General features: G+C 62.7%; 17 protein-coding genes. 9 read left to right on the plus strand and 8 right to left on the minus strand.

Features of this window, described 5'->3' with window-relative positions; genetic code table 11:
- Positions 1-93 precede the first annotated feature (93 nt).
- Positions 94-633 carry a heme NO-binding domain-containing protein gene (locus VFO93_RS21410; RefSeq protein WP_325136416.1) on the plus strand — a complete coding sequence of 180 codons (540 nt, stop codon included), beginning with the start codon at positions 94-96 and terminating at the stop codon, positions 631-633.
- Positions 634-851: 218 nt separating this feature from the next.
- On the opposite strand, the gene xseB is transcribed toward VFO93_RS21410, so the two are convergent.
- On the minus strand, positions 852-1160 hold the full coding sequence (xseB, locus tag VFO93_RS21415) for an exodeoxyribonuclease VII small subunit (protein ID WP_325136417.1): 309 nt from the start codon (positions 1158-1160) through the stop codon (positions 852-854).
- Between the two features lie 31 nt (positions 1161-1191).
- Positions 1192-2589 (minus strand): exodeoxyribonuclease VII large subunit, encoded by a 1398-nt coding sequence (gene xseA, locus VFO93_RS21420; protein WP_325136418.1) that lies wholly within the window; start codon positions 2587-2589, stop codon positions 1192-1194.
- A 389-nt stretch (positions 2590-2978) separates the two neighbouring features.
- On the opposite strand from xseA, the gene VFO93_RS21425 reads away from it, so the two are divergent.
- On the plus strand, positions 2979-5072 hold the full coding sequence (locus VFO93_RS21425; RefSeq protein ID WP_325136419.1) for a M13 family metallopeptidase: 2094 nt from the start codon (positions 2979-2981) through the stop codon (positions 5070-5072).
- A gap of 357 nt (positions 5073-5429) precedes the next feature.
- On the opposite strand, the gene VFO93_RS21430 is transcribed toward VFO93_RS21425, so the two are convergent.
- Positions 5430-7028 (minus strand): peptide chain release factor 3, encoded by a 1599-nt coding sequence (locus tag VFO93_RS21430; RefSeq protein ID WP_325136420.1) that lies wholly within the window; start codon positions 7026-7028, stop codon positions 5430-5432.
- Positions 7029-7314: 286 nt separating this feature from the next.
- Here VFO93_RS21430 and VFO93_RS21435 point away from each other — a divergent pair, with 286 nt between their 5' ends.
- On the plus strand, positions 7315-9375 hold the full coding sequence (locus VFO93_RS21435; RefSeq protein ID WP_325136421.1) for a M13 family metallopeptidase: 2061 nt from the start codon (positions 7315-7317) through the stop codon (positions 9373-9375).
- Between the two features lie 117 nt (positions 9376-9492).
- Here VFO93_RS21435 and VFO93_RS21440 read toward each other — a convergent pair whose 3' ends face one another.
- Both VFO93_RS21440 and VFO93_RS21445 read right to left on the minus strand, forming a co-directional pair.
- The gene (locus tag VFO93_RS21440; RefSeq protein ID WP_325136422.1) at positions 9493-10059 is read right to left on the minus strand and encodes a hypothetical protein; all 567 of its coding nucleotides are present in this window, start codon (positions 10057-10059) and stop codon (positions 9493-9495) included.
- 261 nt (positions 10060-10320) lie between these two features.
- Complete coding sequence (locus tag VFO93_RS21445) at positions 10321-10803, minus strand: hypothetical protein (protein ID WP_325136423.1); 483 nt, start codon at positions 10801-10803, stop codon at positions 10321-10323.
- Positions 10804-11116: 313 nt separating this feature from the next.
- On the opposite strand from VFO93_RS21445, the gene VFO93_RS21450 reads away from it, so the two are divergent.
- Together VFO93_RS21450 and VFO93_RS21455 are read left to right on the plus strand one after the other, a co-directional pair.
- On the plus strand, positions 11117-12325 hold the full coding sequence (locus VFO93_RS21450) for a zinc dependent phospholipase C family protein (protein ID WP_325136424.1): 1209 nt from the start codon (positions 11117-11119) through the stop codon (positions 12323-12325).
- 132 nt (positions 12326-12457) lie between these two features.
- Complete coding sequence (locus VFO93_RS21455) at positions 12458-13183, plus strand: peptidylprolyl isomerase (protein ID WP_325136425.1); 726 nt, start codon at positions 12458-12460, stop codon at positions 13181-13183.
- A gap of 17 nt (positions 13184-13200) precedes the next feature.
- On the opposite strand, the gene VFO93_RS21460 is transcribed toward VFO93_RS21455, so the two are convergent.
- Positions 13201-13725 (minus strand): CinA family protein, encoded by a 525-nt coding sequence (locus tag VFO93_RS21460; protein ID WP_325136426.1) that lies wholly within the window; start codon positions 13723-13725, stop codon positions 13201-13203.
- 172 nt (positions 13726-13897) lie between these two features.
- Here VFO93_RS21460 and VFO93_RS21465 point away from each other — a divergent pair, with 172 nt between their 5' ends.
- Complete coding sequence (locus tag VFO93_RS21465) at positions 13898-14152, plus strand: acyl-CoA-binding protein (RefSeq protein WP_325136427.1); 255 nt, start codon at positions 13898-13900, stop codon at positions 14150-14152.
- Positions 14153-14260: 108 nt separating this feature from the next.
- Here VFO93_RS21465 and VFO93_RS21470 read toward each other — a convergent pair whose 3' ends face one another.
- Together VFO93_RS21470 and VFO93_RS21475 are read right to left on the minus strand one after the other, a co-directional pair.
- Positions 14261-14491, minus strand: a complete 231-nt coding sequence (locus VFO93_RS21470) for a CDGSH iron-sulfur domain-containing protein (protein ID WP_325136428.1) — start codon at positions 14489-14491, stop codon at positions 14261-14263.
- A gap of 98 nt (positions 14492-14589) precedes the next feature.
- Positions 14590-15111, minus strand: coding sequence for a GNAT family N-acetyltransferase (locus VFO93_RS21475; RefSeq protein ID WP_325136429.1), 522 nt, complete (start codon positions 15109-15111; stop codon positions 14590-14592).
- Positions 15112-15268: 157 nt separating this feature from the next.
- Here VFO93_RS21475 and VFO93_RS21480 point away from each other — a divergent pair, with 157 nt between their 5' ends.
- The 3 genes from VFO93_RS21480 to VFO93_RS21490 all read left to right on the plus strand — a co-directional run bounded on the left by VFO93_RS21480 (position 15269) and on the right by VFO93_RS21490 (position 17164).
- The gene (locus VFO93_RS21480; RefSeq protein WP_325136430.1) at positions 15269-15751 is read left to right on the plus strand and encodes a hypothetical protein; all 483 of its coding nucleotides are present in this window, start codon (positions 15269-15271) and stop codon (positions 15749-15751) included.
- Positions 15752-15870: 119 nt separating this feature from the next.
- Entirely contained in the window at positions 15871-16296 is a 426-nt protein-coding gene (locus tag VFO93_RS21485; protein ID WP_325136431.1) for a GNAT family N-acetyltransferase, read from the plus strand.
- Between the two features lie 97 nt (positions 16297-16393).
- A complete protein-coding gene (locus VFO93_RS21490) occupies positions 16394-17164 on the plus strand; it encodes a TatD family hydrolase (RefSeq protein WP_325136432.1) in 771 nt (256 codons plus the stop codon).
- Positions 17165-17241 lie beyond the last annotated feature (77 nt).

The following is a 17241-nucleotide window of genomic DNA, read 5'->3' on the forward strand; positions in this document are numbered from 1 at the left end:
GCTTCCGGCAACGGAAGTAGCGCGCCGCCTCTCAACATTTTGCCTGTTTTTCGCTTAAAGTCTTAATCTAATCAAAAGAATACCAGTCAGTCTATGCACGGTACCATTTTCACCCTGCTGAAGCGCTACGTGCAGACGCAATACGACCACAGCACCTGGGTGCAACTGCTGGAAGCCTCGGGCCTGAGCGCCGCCGACTTCAACCACAAGTCCGTGTATCCCGATGAGCACATGTACGCCCTCATCGGCCAGGCCGCCCGCATGACGGGCATCCCGGCCGGCGAGCTGCACGAGAAATTTGGCGAGTACCTTGTGCCCGACCTCATGTACATGTACCAGAAGTACCTCGACCCCAACTGGCGCACCCTCGACATGCTGGAGCACACCGAGGCCCGGATGCACACCCAAGTGCGCCGTGAGCACGTCGAAAACGCGCCGCCCGTGCTCGATATCAAGCGCTTGAATGAGAACGAGGTGCTAATCAACTACGTATCGGCGCGTCGCATGGGCGGCCTGGCCGTGGGCATCGTGCGCGGCGTGGCCGCCTACTACGACGAGGCCGACCGCATCGACGTGATGCCGACAACAACCGAAGACGGCGAGCGCGTGCAAATCCACGTGCGAAAAAAGTAGCTTGGACTTTGGTCCGAGCGCCCACGCAACGAGCATCCGCGTCAGGCGAGGCCGGCCTCAAGTAGTATTTTCCAAGCCTCAAGGCCAAGATTACTACCGACGGGCCGCCCCGCTGGGGCTAAATATCCGGCTTCTTGCGCGGAAATCCTGGTAATCAACTTCGCCAAATGCGGATGCGCGCTGCGCCCCCGCTCGGACTCGCAGGTTCTAAGCTACTGCTAAAACAACCGCGGCTGTACTGGCCGGGCCGGCCGGTAGCTATCGGTGTCCTGGTCGTCGTCGTCCTCGTCGTTGAAGTCCTCTTCTTCGGGCTCGTCCGCTTCTGCTGGCTCGTCGGTTTCCTCCTCATCGAGCGAGTCGAAAACGCGGTCGAGCGAGGCTTCGGCGTGGCGCAGCTTGTGGCGGCAGAGGCGGATAAGCTCGGCCGAGCGCTCGGCACGGGCTGTGAGGTCGTCCACGTCTACCTGGTCGGTTTCGAGGCTGCGAAGGATGGTTTCTAAGTCCTGAATGGCTTCGTTGTAAGTCACCTTTTTAGAGTTTTGAGTTCTTGGTTTTGAGTTATGAGTTGGCAGAGCGGTAGAGTGGGTTGGCGGTAAGACGCTGCCGGAGCAGCCGGTTTTCCTGCCGTAGCGCGGCCGCTTCCAAACTGATAACTCTCAACTCATAGCCCTTAACTTTTTTCGCTAGCCCGAGCTGAAGCGAAAACTGCTGGCGCAGCAGCGCTTCGCGCTTGCGCTGGTGGTGGCGCACAAAGCGGCGCAGCACCGTGCGCGAGCGGCGGCGCAGGCGCTGCTCTTCGTGGCGCAGGGCCTGGCGGCCGGCCTGGGGTAGCGTGTAGCGGAAGGTATTGAGGTGCTGGCCGAGCTGGCGCAATTGTTGGCGCGGGGCCTGGGTGGCCTGGCGGCTGCGGTAGGCCAGCTCGTTTTGGGCGCGGGCGAGTTGCTGGCGGGCGGCCTCGTGGGTGTGGTCGGCGAGGCGCTGGAGGCGCTGGTGGTGGCGGCCCAGGTGCTCGCGGCTGCGGTCGGCCACGCGCTCGGCCAGCTCCAGTATCAGGGCTTCGAGGCGGGCCAGGCGCTCGACCAGAAAGGCAGCCACGGCGGTGGGCGTTTTGAGGGAGCGGTGGGCCACGAGGTCTACCACGGCTTCGTCGCGCTCGTGCCCGATGCCGGTGAGCACCGGCAGCGGAAACGACGCCACGGCCGCTGCTAGCCCGTACTCATCAAAAGCCAATAAATCCGTCTTCGAGCCACCCCCGCGAATCAATACCACCACATCAAACTGCCCCCGGCGCGGCCGCACCTGGTCGAGCGCCGCCTGGATGCTGGCCGGCGCGCTCTCGCCCTGCATGACGGCCGGAAAGAGCGTCACGGCGAAGTCGTAGGGCGCTTCTTCGAGCTGGTGCACAAAGTCTTGCAAGCCCGCCGCGGTGGGGGAGGAGACCACCGCCAGCCGCTGCGGCCCCAGCGGCAGCGCAAGCCGCTGCTGGCGCTCCAGCAAGTCTTTTTCCTTGAGCTGGCGCAGCGTGGCCAGGCGCTGGCGGGCCAGCTCGCCCACGGTGTAGCTGGGGTCGAGGGCCAGCACGTCGAGCGAAAAGCCGTACTGCTCGTGAAACGTCACCTTCACGCGCAGCAGCAGGCGCAGGCCGGGGCGCAGCTCCTGCCCCGTGGCCTCGGCAAAGGCGGGCGCAATTTGCTGGTAGCGGCTGCCCCAAAGCGTGGCTCGCGCCTGGGCCGTGAAGCCCAGCGCTTCGGCCCCGGCGGCGGGCTCGGTGAGTGTGAGGTAGCAGTGGCCGCCCTGCTGGCGGGGGCGCGTCATTTCGGCCACTTCGGCCACCACCCAGTAGCTATCGGGAAAGCGGTGCGTGAGGGCGGCGCGCACCTGCACGAGCAGCGCGCCCAGGCTCATTGGGGCGTCGGGCTCGGCGGGTTTGGCGGTGCGGCGGGGATAGAGGGGCATGTAGAAGCAGTAGCGCGAAGCTTTGCTGCGCGTAGGCGTAAAGGTACGGCTGGCTAAAAATGTTGGCGCGGCGCTGGCGCGAGTTTAGTGCGCAGCGCGCAACTCGCCGCCGACCAGTGGGGTGGAGTTTCCTAACTCCACTGCCGCGTAGCGGCAAGCTCGCGTCAGCATACGTTGCTCGTCTTACATTGCCCCAACGCGAGCTTGCCGCTGGCGCGGCAGTGGAGTTAGGAAACTCCATCCCACTGGTCGGCGGCGAGTTGCGCGCTGCGCGCTAAACTCGCGCCAGCCCTACAGCCCCTTGCAACGGCCGCCCCGCGCCCGTGTCTTTCGCGCCCGCCCGTACCTTGCGGCTTCAAGCTTACTCTCCCCTTTCTCCCCACAATCAAATGACGACCTCTTCCCGGCACTTGAAGGGCGCGGCCCTGGTGGCTGCCCTGCTTGGTTTCGGTGCCAGCCCTGCGCTGGCCCAAAAAGCCCCCGCCAAGCCCGCGGCCAAGCCGATGGCTTCGGCCACTACGACCGGCCCGCGCGGCATCAACCCGGCCAACATCGACCCGTCGGTGTCGCCCTGCCAGGATTTCTTCCACTACGCCTCGGGTACCTGGCTGAAAAAGAATACCATTCCGGCCGCCGAGAGCAGCTACGGCGCGTTTAACGAGCTGATTGACCGCAACCAGGCCACCCAAAAGGCCATTCTGGAAGAGCTGGCCCGCACCTCGCGCACCGCCAAGCCGGGCTCCAACGCCCAGAAAGTAGGCGACTACTTCGCCTCGGCGATGGATACGATGGCCATCGACGCGGCCGGCCTCAAGTACCTCAAGCCCTATCTCGACCGCATCGCGGGCATCCAGACCCTGCCGCAGATGCAGCAGTTTCTGGCCGACCCCAAGGCGGTGACCGGTAGCGTGTGGTACAACTCGGGTGTGGGCCAGGACGAGAAAATCAGCTCGCAGTACTCGGTGCAGATGTACCAAGGTGGCCTCACGCTGCCCGACCGCGACTACTACCTGAGCGACAACGCCCGGATGAAAAACATCCGCGCCGCCTACCAGAATTACCAGACCAATATCTTCAAGATGCTGGGCGACGACGCAGCCACGGCCGCCAAAAACGCGGCTACCGTCACGCGTATCGAAACCAAGCTAGCCCAGGCCAGCCGCAGCCGCGTAGACCTGCGCGACCCGCAGAAAAACTACAACAAGCTGACCGTAACGCAGCTTAACCAGGATTATCCTAACCTCGCGCTGCCCTTGATGTTGAAAAACCAGGGCCTGGGCGCGGCCAAGGAAATCATCGTGGGCCAACCTGAGTTTTTGAAAGAAGTGAACGCGATGCTGGCCGCCGAGCCCATCGCCGACCAGAAGCAGTACCTGCGCTGGCACCTCGTGACGAGCCTCGTGCCGGCTCTGCCCAAGAGCTTCGGCGATGAGTCGTTTCGCTTTCAGCAGGTGCTGAGCGGTGCCAAAAAGCAGCAGCCCCGTTGGAAGCGCAGCCTGCGCGCCACCGATGGTGCGCTGGGCGAGGCTTTCGGGCAACTGTACGTGGACAAAGCCTTCACGCCCGCTGCCAAGGCCAAGGCCAAGGAAATGATTGAGAATCTGCGCAAAGCCTACGCCGAGCGCATCATGGCCACCGATTGGATGAGCGCCGCCACCAAAAAGGAGGCCATCACCAAGCTAAACGCCTTCGTGGTGAAAATCGGCTACCCCGACAAATGGAAGGACTACTCGAAGCTCAACGTGAGCCGCGAGAGCTACCTCAACAACATCGTGGCGGCCCGCTACTGGGCCAGCCAGCAGGAAGTTGCTCACTTTGGCAAGCCCATCGACCGGGGCGAGTGGGGCATGACGCCGCCCACGGTGAATGCATACTACAACCCGCCGATGAACGAAATCGTGTTCCCGGCCGGCATTTTGCAGCCGCCCTTCTACGACCCCAACGCCGATGAGGCCGTGAACTACGGCGGCATCGGGGCGGTAATAGGCCACGAAATGACCCACGGCTTCGACGACCAGGGCCGGCAGTACGACGCCCAGGGCAACCTGCGCGACTGGTGGACCAAGGAGGACGCCGACAAGTTCAACGCCAAGGCCGCCATGGTAGGCAAGCAGTACAGCGCCTTCTCGCCCCTCGACTCGGTGTATGTAAACGGCAACCTGACGATGGGCGAAAACCTGGCCGACCTCGGCGGCCTCACCATCGCCTACCAGGCCTACCAGAAAACGGCCGAAGCCAAAGCCGGCAAAAAAATCGACGGCTTCACGCCCAACCAGCGCTTCTTCCTGGGCTACGCCCAAATCTGGCGCGGCAACCAGCGCCCCGAGTACCTGCGCCAGCAAGTGCAAACCGACCCGCACTCGCCCGCCATGTTCCGCACCAACGGCCCGCTCATGAACATGCCCGAATTCTACGAGGCCTTCGGCTGCAAGCCGGGCGATAAGATGGCGCGGCCCACGGCCGAGCAGGCGCGCATCTGGTAGATGGGCTTAATGCCTCAAAGTATCTGTCATGCTGAGCGCAGCGAAGCATCTTGTCAGGTTTACAATACCAGTAATGAAAAAGCGTGCTGCCTTCATGTTGCTGACTGTTTTGCTAATAGTAGTCCCCTTTCTGCCTGATGCCGAACATCAGCTTGGGGGAGTGGGGATAGACCTCTACTTTCTCTGCCTATTCACTGCTATGGGCTTGGCAGTTCGGATAGTTTGGGAAGCTTTCAAGAAGGCGTAGCTTATTTATCAGAAATAAGAAACCCCGCCCCCGTTTGGGGGCGGGGTTTTTGCTTTAAAGACTTCTGGGTATCTACTTCTGCCTGAAGCTACCCAGCCGCCACCAGCCACCTAGTGTTGCAGCTGCTCCTGGGGCTCGTTCCAGGCCAGGAAATTGATGGTCGGGTTGCCTTGCTTCAGAGCGTTTACGGTCCACTGGCTGTCGGCTAGTAGCACGGGGCGCTGGTCGCGGTCGTAGGCCACGCTGTTGGTGCGGCGGGCCACGAACTGGCGCAGGTCGGCGGGGTTTTCGGACTCCAGCCAGTAGGCCTTGAACACGGACAGCGGCCGGAACGAGCAGCGCGCCCCGTACTCGTGCTCGAGGCGGAAGGCTAGTACCTCAAACTGCAATTCGCCCACCGTGCCGATGATTTTGCGGTTGCCGGGCTGCTGCGTAAACAGCTGAGCCACGCCCTCTTCCGTAAGCTCGCGGATGCCTTTGTCGAGCTGCTTGGTTTTCATGGGGTCCAGGTTCACTACCTCGCGCAAAATCTCGGGCGCGAAGCGCGGGATGCCCTGAAACACCAGCGGCTCGCCCTCGGTGAGCGTGTCGCCGATGGCAAACTGGCCGCTGTCGTAGAGGCCTACCACGTCGCCGGGCCAAGCTTCGTCTACCACGCTCTTATCGTTGGCCAGAAAGGTAGTAGGGTTGGCAAAGCGCAGCTTGCGCCCCAGCCGCGTGTGCAGGTAAAAGGCGTGCCGCTCGAAGCGCCCCGACACGATGCGCACGAAGGCAATGCGGTCGCGGTGCCGCGGGTCGAGGTTGGCGTGAATCTTAAAGACGAAGCCCGTAAACGCCGGCTCCTCGGCCCGCACAAAGCGCGTCACGGCGGGCTGCCCGCTCGGGGCCGGGGCCAGCTGCACAAACGTATCGAGCAGCTCCTGCACCCCGAAGTTGTTGCTGGCACTGCCGAAAAACACGGGGGCCAGCTCGCCGCGGCGGTAGGCGGCCTCGTCGAGCGGGTCGTAGATGCCTTCCACCAGCTCCACGTCGTCGCGCAGCTGGCGCACGTCGGCGGCCGGCAGGTTGGCTTCCAGCTCGGGCGCTTGCAGGTCGCGCACGGCTACTACGTGCTCGGCGCGGGTGGTTTTGGTGGCCCGAAACAGGTTCAGCTCCTTGCTATACAGGTTGTAGACGCCCTGAAACGTGCGGCCCTGGTTGATGGGCCACGTGAGGGGCCGCACCCGGATTTTCAGGCTTTCCTCCAGCTCGTCGAGCAGGTCAAACGGCGGCTTGCCGTCGCGGTCGAGCTTGTTCACGAATATCATTACCGGCGTATTGCGCAGGCGGCACACCTCCATCAGGCGGCGCGTCTGGTCTTCTACGCCCTTCACGCTGTCTACCACCAGAATTACGCTGTCCACGGCCGACAGCGTGCGGTAAGTGTCCTCGGCAAAGTCGCGGTGGCCGGGCGTATCCAAGATGGTCACGCGGTGGTCTTTGTAGTCGAAGCCCATCACCGAGGTAGCCACCGAAATACCGCGCTGGCGCTCAATCTCCATAAAGTCGGAGGTAGCCGTCTTCTGGACTTTGTTCGATTTTACGGCCCCGGCCGTCTGGATGGCCCCGCCGAAAAGCAGGAACTTTTCGGTCAGTGTGGTCTTGCCCGCGTCGGGGTGGGAGATGATGGCAAAGGTGCGGCGGCGGCTAATTTCGGCAGAAACGGACATAAGCGGGGTAAATACAACTACAAAGAACGGGCTTGCCGGGCAGTTTGGCCCGCCTTGAGGGCGCGCGGCGGGTAGCGTGCCCTTCCGTCATGCTGAGCGGAGCGCAGCGGAGTCGAAGCATCTCTATCGGTGAACTAACTCCTGACGCCAGCAACGAAGCGGCAGAGATGCTTCGACTCCACTACGCTCCGCTCAGCATGACGGAAAGGCGACTGCCTGAACAGTCTTAATGCAACCGTAATACCGAACTTGCATCCATAGCCTTTCCATCTCCTCACTTTTCTCCATGACTGCGACTACCTTTTCGCGCCTGGCGCTGGCCACTTTGGGCCTCGGCGGCCTGGCGGCTACTACGGCTTTCGGGCCGCCCGCTAAACCTACTCCGCCCCAGAAGGGCGTGGGCATCAACCTGGCCAACCTCGATACGTCGGTGCAGCCGTGCGAAGATTTTTACCACTACGCCAACGGCAACTGGCTGAAAAATAACCCGGTGCCGGCATCGGAGGTGCGCTGGGGCTCGTTTATCGAGCTGGCCAATAACAACCAGGCCGTGGAGCGCCGCATCTTGGAGAAAGCCGCCGTGGCCGCCCGCACCGCCAAGACCGGCACCAACGCGCAGAAAGTGGGCGACTTCTACGCCGCCTCGATGGATTCGCTGGGCATCGAGAAAGCCGGCCTCACCTACTTGCAGCCGCGCCTCGACCGCATCAAAAACCTCAAAAACCTGAGCGACATCCAGCACTACATGGCCGACCCCAAGTCGGTGGGCACGGGCTGGTACAGCTTTGGCGTGAGCCAGGACAGCAAGAACAGCACGCAGTACGCCGTGCGGATGGGTCAGGGCGGCCTGGGCCTCGGCGACCGCGACTATTACCTCAAGGACGACGCCCGCTCGAAGACCATCCGGGCAGCTTACAAAACGGAGATGACGACCATCTTCCAGCTGCTGGGCGACGCGCCGAGCCTCGCCGCCACCAACGCCGATGCCGTGCTGGCCCTCGAAACCAAGATGGCCCAGGCCAGCCGCAGCCGCGTGGAGCTGCGCGACCGCCTCAAAAACTACAACAAAGTACCCGTAACCCAGGCCGCCCAAGACTACCCCAACCTGAATTTGCCGCTCGTGCTCAAGGCCAGCGGCCTGGGCAGCGCGCAAGATGTGATAATCGGCCAGCCCGAGTTTATGGCCGCCGCTAATACGCTCGTGGCCAACACGCCCATCGCCGACATGCAGCAGTATTTCCGCTGGCACCTCGTGGAGGGCGTGACCTCGGCGCTGCCTAAGGCCTACGGCGACGCCAGCTTTAAGCTGACTCAGGTGCTGACCGGGGCCAAGCAGCAGCAGCCCCGCTGGAAGCGCAGCCTGCGCGCCACCGACGGCGCCCTGGGCGAAGCATTCGGCCAGCTTTACGTGGACGAGGCCTTCTCGCCCGCCGCCAAGGCCAAGGCCAAGGAGATGGTCGAAAACCTGCGCAAAGCCTACGCCGAGCGCATTATGGCCACCGACTGGATGGCGCCGGCTACCAAGAAGGAAGCCCTGGAAAAGCTCAATGCCTTCGCGGTGAAAATCGGCTACCCCGACAAGTGGAAGGACTACTCGAAGCTGAAAATTACCCGCGAGAGCGCCCTGCAAAACCTGTTTGCCGTGAGCGAGTGGCGCACCCAGGACAACCTGGCCAAGTTTGGCAAGCCCATCGACCGGGGCGAGTGGGGCATGACGCCGCCCACCGTGAACGCCTACTACAACTCGAGCATGAATGAAATCGTGTTCCCGGCCGGCATCTTGCAGCCGCCCTTCTACGACCCCAAGGCCGACGACGCGGTGAACTACGGCGGCATCGGGGCCGTGATTGGCCACGAAATGACCCACGGCTTCGACGACCAGGGCCGCCGCTCCGATGCCAAAGGCAACCTGCGCGACTGGTGGACCAAGGAAGACAATGACAAGTTCAACGCCAAGGCCGCGATGGTGGGCAAGCAGTACAGCGCCTTCTCGCCCGTGGATTCGGTGCACGTGAACGGCGACCTGACGATGGGCGAAAACCTGGCCGACATCGGCGGCCTCACCATCGCCTACCAGGCTTTCCAGAAAACCCCGCAGTACAAGGCCGGCCAGAAAATCGACGGCTTCACGCCCAGCCAGCGCTTCTTTTTGGGCTACGCCCAAATCTGGCGCACCAACGCCCGCCCCGAATACCTGAAGCAGCAGGTGCAAACCGACCCGCACTCGCCCGCCCAGTTCCGCACCAACGGCCCGCTCATGAACATGCCCGAGTTCTACGAGGCCTTCGGCTGCAAAGACGGCACCAAGATGGTGCGCGCCCAGGCCGACCGCTCCCGCATCTGGTAAGAAGTAGTGCGGACTTTCAGTCCGCGAATGAGTGGTAACGAAGAAGCCCAGCCGCATTGGCTGGGCTTTTTTTATACACATAGCCAGATAGGTGGCGCTTACTAAAGTGTCGCTGAGTTAAAATTCAAAACTGTAAAGCTGTTGCGTCGTCAGATTAAAACTGACTTGCCACAAGTTGGGGCTATCGTCAAGCATAAACCCTGCGTCTGTGATGAGAACTGTCTTTAGTAGCCAATCGAAACCGAAAGCCTTGATATAAGGGCTATCGGGATTAAAGAAATTGATATACAAACAGGGTTGATGCCGGCTGTTATAAAAGCCAAAGTATTGGCGGCGATACCTCTTTAAATTTTTGGGAAGAGGGCGGAGGTGTTTTTTATAGTAACGCTCCTTGCCGCGGAAGCGTGGAGAGATAACCATTGCTTGGAGGAGCATGGGCAGTAGGTTTTCGACAGAATCGACCCGCTGCTTTGTGGGCGTGAAGCGGCCGGTTACAGAGTCTCCGACGATACTGTTTTTACCTGCAATGTCATAGATGAATTTTTCGGCCGGAAATAACGCACAGTCGGCCCCGCGCACCTGTACCTGCGTGGCAAGGGGCACTTGGGGCGCGGGTGCTACCTGGGCAGCGGCTAGCTGCTGAAAAAGGCTAAGCCACAGCAAGGCAAGAAGAAAACGACGCATAAACCTGGTGATTACTAGCAAAAGATACTGCTGAGCGACCTTTCCCTTGCAGGAAGGCCATAATAGCTGCCAATTTCAGAGAAAAAGCTCCGACCGCCAGACTAAAAGCCCTGGCCCAAGCAGTAAAAGCTCTTGCCACCAGACTAAAAGCTGCCAGCGAGGCCGAAAAAGCACCTTTTTTACTAGAAACAAGTAGGTCTGGGGGAGAAATAAGTGGGTCCGACCCACTTATTTCTCCCCCAGACCTACTTATTAGTGGCCTTAGCCCTTGGCCTTCGCGGCGGCGGCGGCTTTGGTGGGTCGGCCCGGGAAGCGCACGCTCAAGTCGTCGTAGGCGGCCTGCGCGCCGGGCTGCTTGTTCTTGGCCAAGAACTTGATGTTGGCATAAACGGTGAGCGCGGTGGTGTAGGCCTCGGAGCCGGCGACCATCACCGTCGAGTCGGTGTCGAGGGCCAGCTGCTCGAACTGCTGGCGCAGAGGCGTGAGGGCGGCCACGCCGGCCACGTCCTGGGTCAGCTGGACCGGGTCTACGAAGGGCGGCACGAAGGCGGGCGTGGTGGCGGCGTAGTCGGCGGTCTTGGTCACGAAGGCCACCGTTTTGTCGGCCATGCGGGGCAGGGTTTTGCGCTCCTCGGGGGTGAGGGAGGTGAGGTAGGGCGCGAGGATGGTTTTGATGGCGTCGAGGTGCTGCTGCACCTGCTGCACCGTAGCGGCGGGAATGCTTAGGTTGAAGTCGTTGGCCATAGCAAAGAAGAAAAGTAAGCGGCACCGTTGCCGCCGGCGAAGATAGGCGGCGCGGGTGAAAATCAGGCGTTAGCCGAAGGCAATGCTGCACGTTAGCGGGGCCACACAACGGGTAGGCCGATGGGTGTAGAGACGCCTCCTTGCGTCTCACGTCATTCAGCCCGTCTAACGCGAGACGTAAGGAGGCGTCTCTACACCCGCCAGCTGTATCCCGCTATCGAAATGCGCTCCCCTACGTCAACTTTGCCCGCCGCTGCCGAACTTCGGCCCGTTCAACTTTGACGCTACCCTTATTCACTTATCGCGCTACGTTATGAAAAGAATATTCCTTACCCTCGGCCTAGCCGCCGCGCTGCTGGGGCCGCTGGCCCCGGCCGCCCGCGCCTGGGGCTTTTTTGGGCACCGCGTCATCACGCAGGTGGCCGTGTACCAGCTGCCGGCCGGTATGCAGGGCTTCTACTACCGCCACCTGCCCGAGTTGGTGCGCCTCTGCACCGCCCCCGACGAGCGCCGCAACCAGGACAAAACAGAGGCCAGCCGCCACTTCATCGATATGGACCACTTCAGCGAAGACAACCCCTTCGCCAAGGTGCCCCGCGAGTACGAGGCGGCCCAGGACCGGTTTTCGGCCGACACGCTGCGCAAGTACGGCACCGTGCCGTGGACGGTGATTGAAACCAAAAACAAGCTCGTGTCGGCCTTCAGCGAGCGCGACACGGCGGGCATCGTGCTGTACTCGGCCGAGCTGGCGCACTACGTGGAAGATGCCTTCGTGCCGCTGCATACCACCGTCAACTACGACGGGCAGCTCACCAACCAGGCCGGCCTGCACAGCCTCTGGGAAAGCCAGCTGCCCGAGCGCTACATCCAGACCTACAAGCTGAGCGCGCCCGACGGCAACGAGGCCAAGGTGCTCAAAAACCCGCTCGACGCCATCTGGCAGGTTATCCAGAACAGCTACGGCTTCCTCACGGCCACCTTCGACCTCGAAACCAAGGCCAGCAAGGGCTTCACGCCCCAAACCAAGTACACCTACGCGCACCGCTTCGGCAAAACCCAGCGCCGCTACTCCGATGCCTTCGCCGACGAGTACAACAAGCTCGTGGGCGGGCAGGTCGACTACCGGATGCGGACGGCCGCCCCGATGGTGGCCTCGTTCTGGATGACCGCCTGGCAGGAAGCCGGCCGCCCCGACCTGGGCAAGCTCATGGCCCCGGCCAAGCTGCGCAAGCCCGAGCAAGACTCGCTGGACGTGCAGCTGCGCGCCTACAAGGCCAACACCCTGCCCAAAGACCTGCTGCTGCTGGCCATGCAGAAAGAGAAAAAAGCCGCCGCCGTAGACGACGTAAAAGCCGCCGACCCCAACGACGCCCTGCCGCCGCCCCCACCCGAGCCCGCGCCCATCGCGCCCGGCGGGGCCACCATCAAGGTGGCGGCCCCCGCCGCCCCGGCCAAAGTGAAAACCAAAACCAAGGGCGCGGCCGGCACCGAAAAAGCCAAGAGCAAGCCGCTGGATTGGTAGGTTGCCGGTTCGCGCAGTGTTTCGGGGTGTTAAAGCGCAGTGTCTCGCAGTGTTCTCAGAAATGACACTGCGGAACACTGCGCTTTAACACCCCGAAACACTGCGTGAATTCGTATGAAAGCACTATTGCTTATGTTTCTTCGCCTACTCATACCCGCCCTGGCGCTACTCGCCGCCTGCAACCCGGCCCCCGAGAAGCCCGCCGCCGCGCCGCCCCCGCCGCCCGGCCCCGACATCGCGGCCCTCACCGACAGCACGGCCCCGGCCGCGCTGCTGACCTACAGCCGGCAATATCCGGGCTCGGAAGTGCTGTTTGAAACGCGCCTGGGCAAGATTCGGGTGAAGCTCTACGACGATACGCCCATTCACAAGGCCAACTTTTTGCTGCTGGCCCGGCGCGGCGTATTCACCGAAACCGTGTTCAACCGCGTGGTGAAGGGCTTTGCCGTGCAGGGCGGCCAAACGAGCGACGCGCGCACCATCCGGCTGCGCATCTACCGCCTGCCCCCCGAAATCCGGCCCAACCACTTCCACGTGAAGGGGGCCTTGGGCATGGCCCGCTATGACGACGCCGAAAACCCCCAGCGTTTGTCGTCCAACACCGATTTCTACTTCGCCGTGGGCAAAAAGCTGACGCCCGCCCAGGCGCGGGCCAGCGCCAGCCGCCCCCTCACCCCGGCGCAGGTGCAGGCCTACGCCACGCGCGGCGGCGTGCCCGCCCTCGACGGGGCCTACACCGTCTTCGGCGAAGTTACGGAAGGGCTGGACGTGGTGGAGAAAATCTCGCAGGAGCCCGTGGACCCCCGCGACAAGTGGCCCACCCACGACGTGGGCATGAAGGTGACGGTAGTGAAATGAGGGGTGCCCCGCAGACGCTACTCGTGTTCCGATTTCAGCGGTTGCAGGCGGGTGAGCAGGTCGGTGAGGTGCTGGTAGATAAAGCTGGCCGCCTGCTGGCGCATGCTGTTGGCATCGCCCTTGAAATGGGTGCGAAACTCGTGCATGTGCTTATCAATAAAGATGGTGACGAAGACCGTGCCCACCGGCTTGTCGGGGGTGGCCGAGGGGCCGGGGCCGCAGAGGCCGGTCACGGCCACGCACACGTCGGCCTGGGGCAGGTGGCGGTGCAGGCCCATCACCATCTCGTTGGTAGTCTGCTGGCTTTCGGCCGAGTATAGCTCGATGGTTTCGGCGCTCACGCCGAGGAGCTGCTGCTTGGCCAGCGCGTGGTAGGTGACCACCGAGCCCAGCAGCACGTCGCTGATGCCCTCGGCCGGGGCCAGCTGGGCGGCTACCAGGCCGCAGGTGCAGCTTTCGGCCAGGGCCAGGGTCAGCTTGTATTGCAAGAAAAGCTTGACGAGCGGCGTGCAGTCGGCGGCGACGGGGGCGGAGGATTTCATCGGGAATATGCGGAGCGCGATAGGGTAGTGCCCGCACTACGCAGCCCGCCCGCCGCCGTGTTATAGTCGGGCTTTGGGCGGCGCGGGGCCGCGAATGCCGCTTGCGCCCTACGTTTGTGGGTGTAAAGGCCGGCCAGCGCGCCGGTTATTCCGCCCTATTTTTTATCAGTCCATGACCACCCAAGCCGACTTTGAGGCCGCCGCCCAGCGCGCCCAGCAGCTCCCCGCCAAGCCCAGCAACACGGTGCTGCTCCAGCTCTACGCCCTCTACAAGCAAGCCACCGAAGGCGACTGCACCGCCCCGCGCCCCGGCGGCTTCGATTTCAAAGCCATCGCCAAGCACGACGCCTGGCACCAGCTCGCCGGCCTCAGCAAAGACGCCGCCCGCCAGCAATACGTGGAGTTGGTAAATGAATTGGCGGGGTAGTGTAGGGTAAGCTTTAGCTTGCCGTCGAAAAACCTACCGAAGCGAAAACGACAATGCCCCGGCTTTGCTACGCAGCAGAGCCGGGGCATTATCCTTAATTAGCAGCAGCTACACTACCGGCTTGGGCGCGGGCAGGTCGAACGCCGTAGCGTCGTGCTCGAAGTGCCCTTTGTGCGAGCCGTCGCAAAAAGGCTTCTGGGCGCTGAGGCCGCAGCGGCAGATGCTGATGCGCTGGCGGCCGCCGAGGCCGTAGGGCTGGCCCTGGGCATCCACGAGCTCAAAATCGTCGCCCTCCACGCGGAGCGAGCCATTGGCGAGAACGGTAAGTTTGGTAGGCATGGGTAAAATGTGGTGAGGTTGGCCGGCAAAGCTACCACGCCCGGCGCGAGAGGCCGGCCACCACGCCGAAAACGGTGGCCAACTCTCCCTCGCCCGGCCTACAGGTCCTTGCGCAGCACGTAGTCGTTCATCCAGTACGGGCCGATGGCGATGTCTTCCTCGCGGTGCTGGGCGAAGCCCTGGCGCTCGTAAAAGGCCAGCGCGGGGTTGTGGCGGTTCACGTTGAGCTCCAGGGTGCGGCCGCCGGCTTCGCGCACGGCCGTCTCCACGGCTTGCACCAGCTTTTGGCCCAGGCCCTGGCTCTGGTGCGAGGGCAGCACGTAGATTTTGTTGAGGTGATACACGCCCTCGGGCTTTTCGGAGTAGGAGGCGAAGCCCGCCGCGTGGCCCTCTACATACGCCACCAAAAACTGGTGGTGCTGGTCGCGCATTTGCTTGCGCAGCGAGGCCGGCGTGTAGATAACGCGGTACATGTACTCAATCTGCTCCTTCGAGATGATGAAGCGGTAGGTGGGCTCCCAGGTAGCTTCGGCCAGTTCGATGATGGTCGGAATGTCCTTTTCGGTGGCGGGCTGGATGCGGAGGGGCGCGGCGGGGGCGCTAGGGCTGGAGGCAGGCATAAACAACAAAACTAAGGGAAAACCAGCCGGAAAGCCGATTTTTGTGCCCCGCCTAGCATACGCAAGGCTTCGCCCGCTCGTTGAGTAGCCCAAAACTGGCCCGCTCCTTGGTAGGGTGGGGCCAGAAGTTGTTTTAATTTTTTCGTTCACCCCCCCCATGCTTACTCGCTCTTTCCCTTCTGCCTCTACTACTCGCCTGGCCGTGGCCTCCGTGCTACTAGCTTTCACTCCGCTGGCCGCCCGCGCCCAGCAGGCCGGCGACCTCACCGGCGGCCGCCCGCACACCTCCGTGCCCCGCAACGCGGCCAGCGCCCCGGCCCAGGCGCGCGGCAATGCCGATGCTGGCCTGGCCAAGCTCACCAAGCAAAGCGTAGACCTCAACCGCGCCACGGCCGACGAAATGCTGGACCTCTACGGCCGCTTTATCGACGCCGTGCGCGAGCAGCGCCGCCAGTGGAGCGAGCAGGACTGGACCGACGCCAGCGCCACCCTCAGCCGCCTCAATGCCCGCTATGAGGAGGTGCGAACTGGCATCGACATGGAAGACCGCATCCGCATCCGCTCGTGGCAGGGCGAGTTTCGCACGCTGCAAGGCGCGCGCCGCGTTAATCAGAAGCTCGATGAGAAGGGTATCAAGTAGCGCGGACTTTCAGTCCGCGACCAAATTATAAGCGTATTCACTCGCGGGCTTTCAGCCCGCGCTACTACCTCGCCCGGACTGTCTGATGGCAGTCCGGGTTTTCTTTGCCCTAAAAACAGATGACTATTCAGCCCATCGCCGCCGCCCAAACCTACGCCCTGCGCCACGCCGTGCTGTGGCCCGAGCAGCCGCTCGACTACGTGAAACTGCCCGACGACGGCGCGGGCCAGCATTTTGGCGCGTTTGAAGATGGGCAGCTGGTAGCCGTTATTTCGCTTTTTATCAGCCAAGATGGCGTGGCCCGGTTTCGTAAGTTTGCCACCGACGCGGCGTGGCAGGGTAGGGGCATTGGGTCGGCACTGCTGCGGCATACCATCGCGGCGGCGGTAGCGCAGGGGGCTTCTGCTATCTGGTGCGATGCGCGGCAAAACACGCTGCCGTTTTACGAGCGGTTCGGGCTTCAGCCCGAGGGCGAGGTCTTCTACAAAGGCCCCATCGCCTACGTGCGGCTGCGGCGGGCGCTGCCGGAGTTGCCGAGCAAGTAGCGCGAACTTTGTAGTTCGCGTTTGTCCGGGCTCGTCCGGCTGCCCGCTCGCAAACGCGAACTACAACGTTTGCGCTACAACCGCACCACCGCCTTCTATGAAATTAATCGAAACCCACGCTCACCTGTACTCCGAGCAGTTCAAGCTCGACCGCACCGAAGCCCTGCACCGCGCCGTAGCGGCCGGGGTAGATACCATTCTGCTGCCCAACATCGACCGCCGTAGTATCGACGCGATGCTGGAATTGGAAGCCAATTTTCCGCAGACATGCCACGCCATGATGGGCTTGCACCCGTGCTCCGTTGGCCCTGATTTTGAGCAGGAAATCCAACTGCTCGAAGACTGGCTGGCGCGCCGGCCCTTCGTGGCCGTGGGCGAGTGCGGCATCGACCTCTACTGGGATAAAACCTACCTGCCGCAGCAGCGCGAGGCCCTGCGCGCCCAGCTGCGCCTGGCCAAGCAGTACGACCTGCCCATCGTGCTGCACACCCGCTCGGCCTTCGAAGAAGCCTTCGAGCTGGTATCCGAAGCGCAGGACGGCACCCTGCGCGGCGTGTTCCACTGCTTCTCCGACGGCGTGGCCGAGGCCGAGCGCATCATCGCGCTGGGCGGTTTCAAGATGGGCATCGGCGGCGTGGCTACCTTCAAAAACGGCGGCCTCGACCAGGTGCTGCCGCACGTTGGCCTAGAGCATCTCGTGCTCGAAACCGACTGCCCCTACCTTGCGCCCGTGCCCTACCGCGGCAAGCGCAACGAGCCCGCCTACCTACCGCTGGTGCTGCACCGGCTAGCCGCGCTGCTGGGCCAGTCGCCCGAAGTCGTGGCCGAAGCCACTACCCGCAACGCGCAGCAGCTGTTCCGGCTGTAAAGCGCTAGCTTAGCGCTCGCAATGGCTTGATAGGCAAGAGCCGGCCACTTTATGAAACATTGTTTCATAAAGTGGCC

The sequence above is a fragment of the Hymenobacter sp. genome (assembly GCF_035709525.1).
In the GTDB taxonomy this organism is placed as follows: domain Bacteria; phylum Bacteroidota; class Bacteroidia; order Cytophagales; family Hymenobacteraceae; genus Hymenobacter.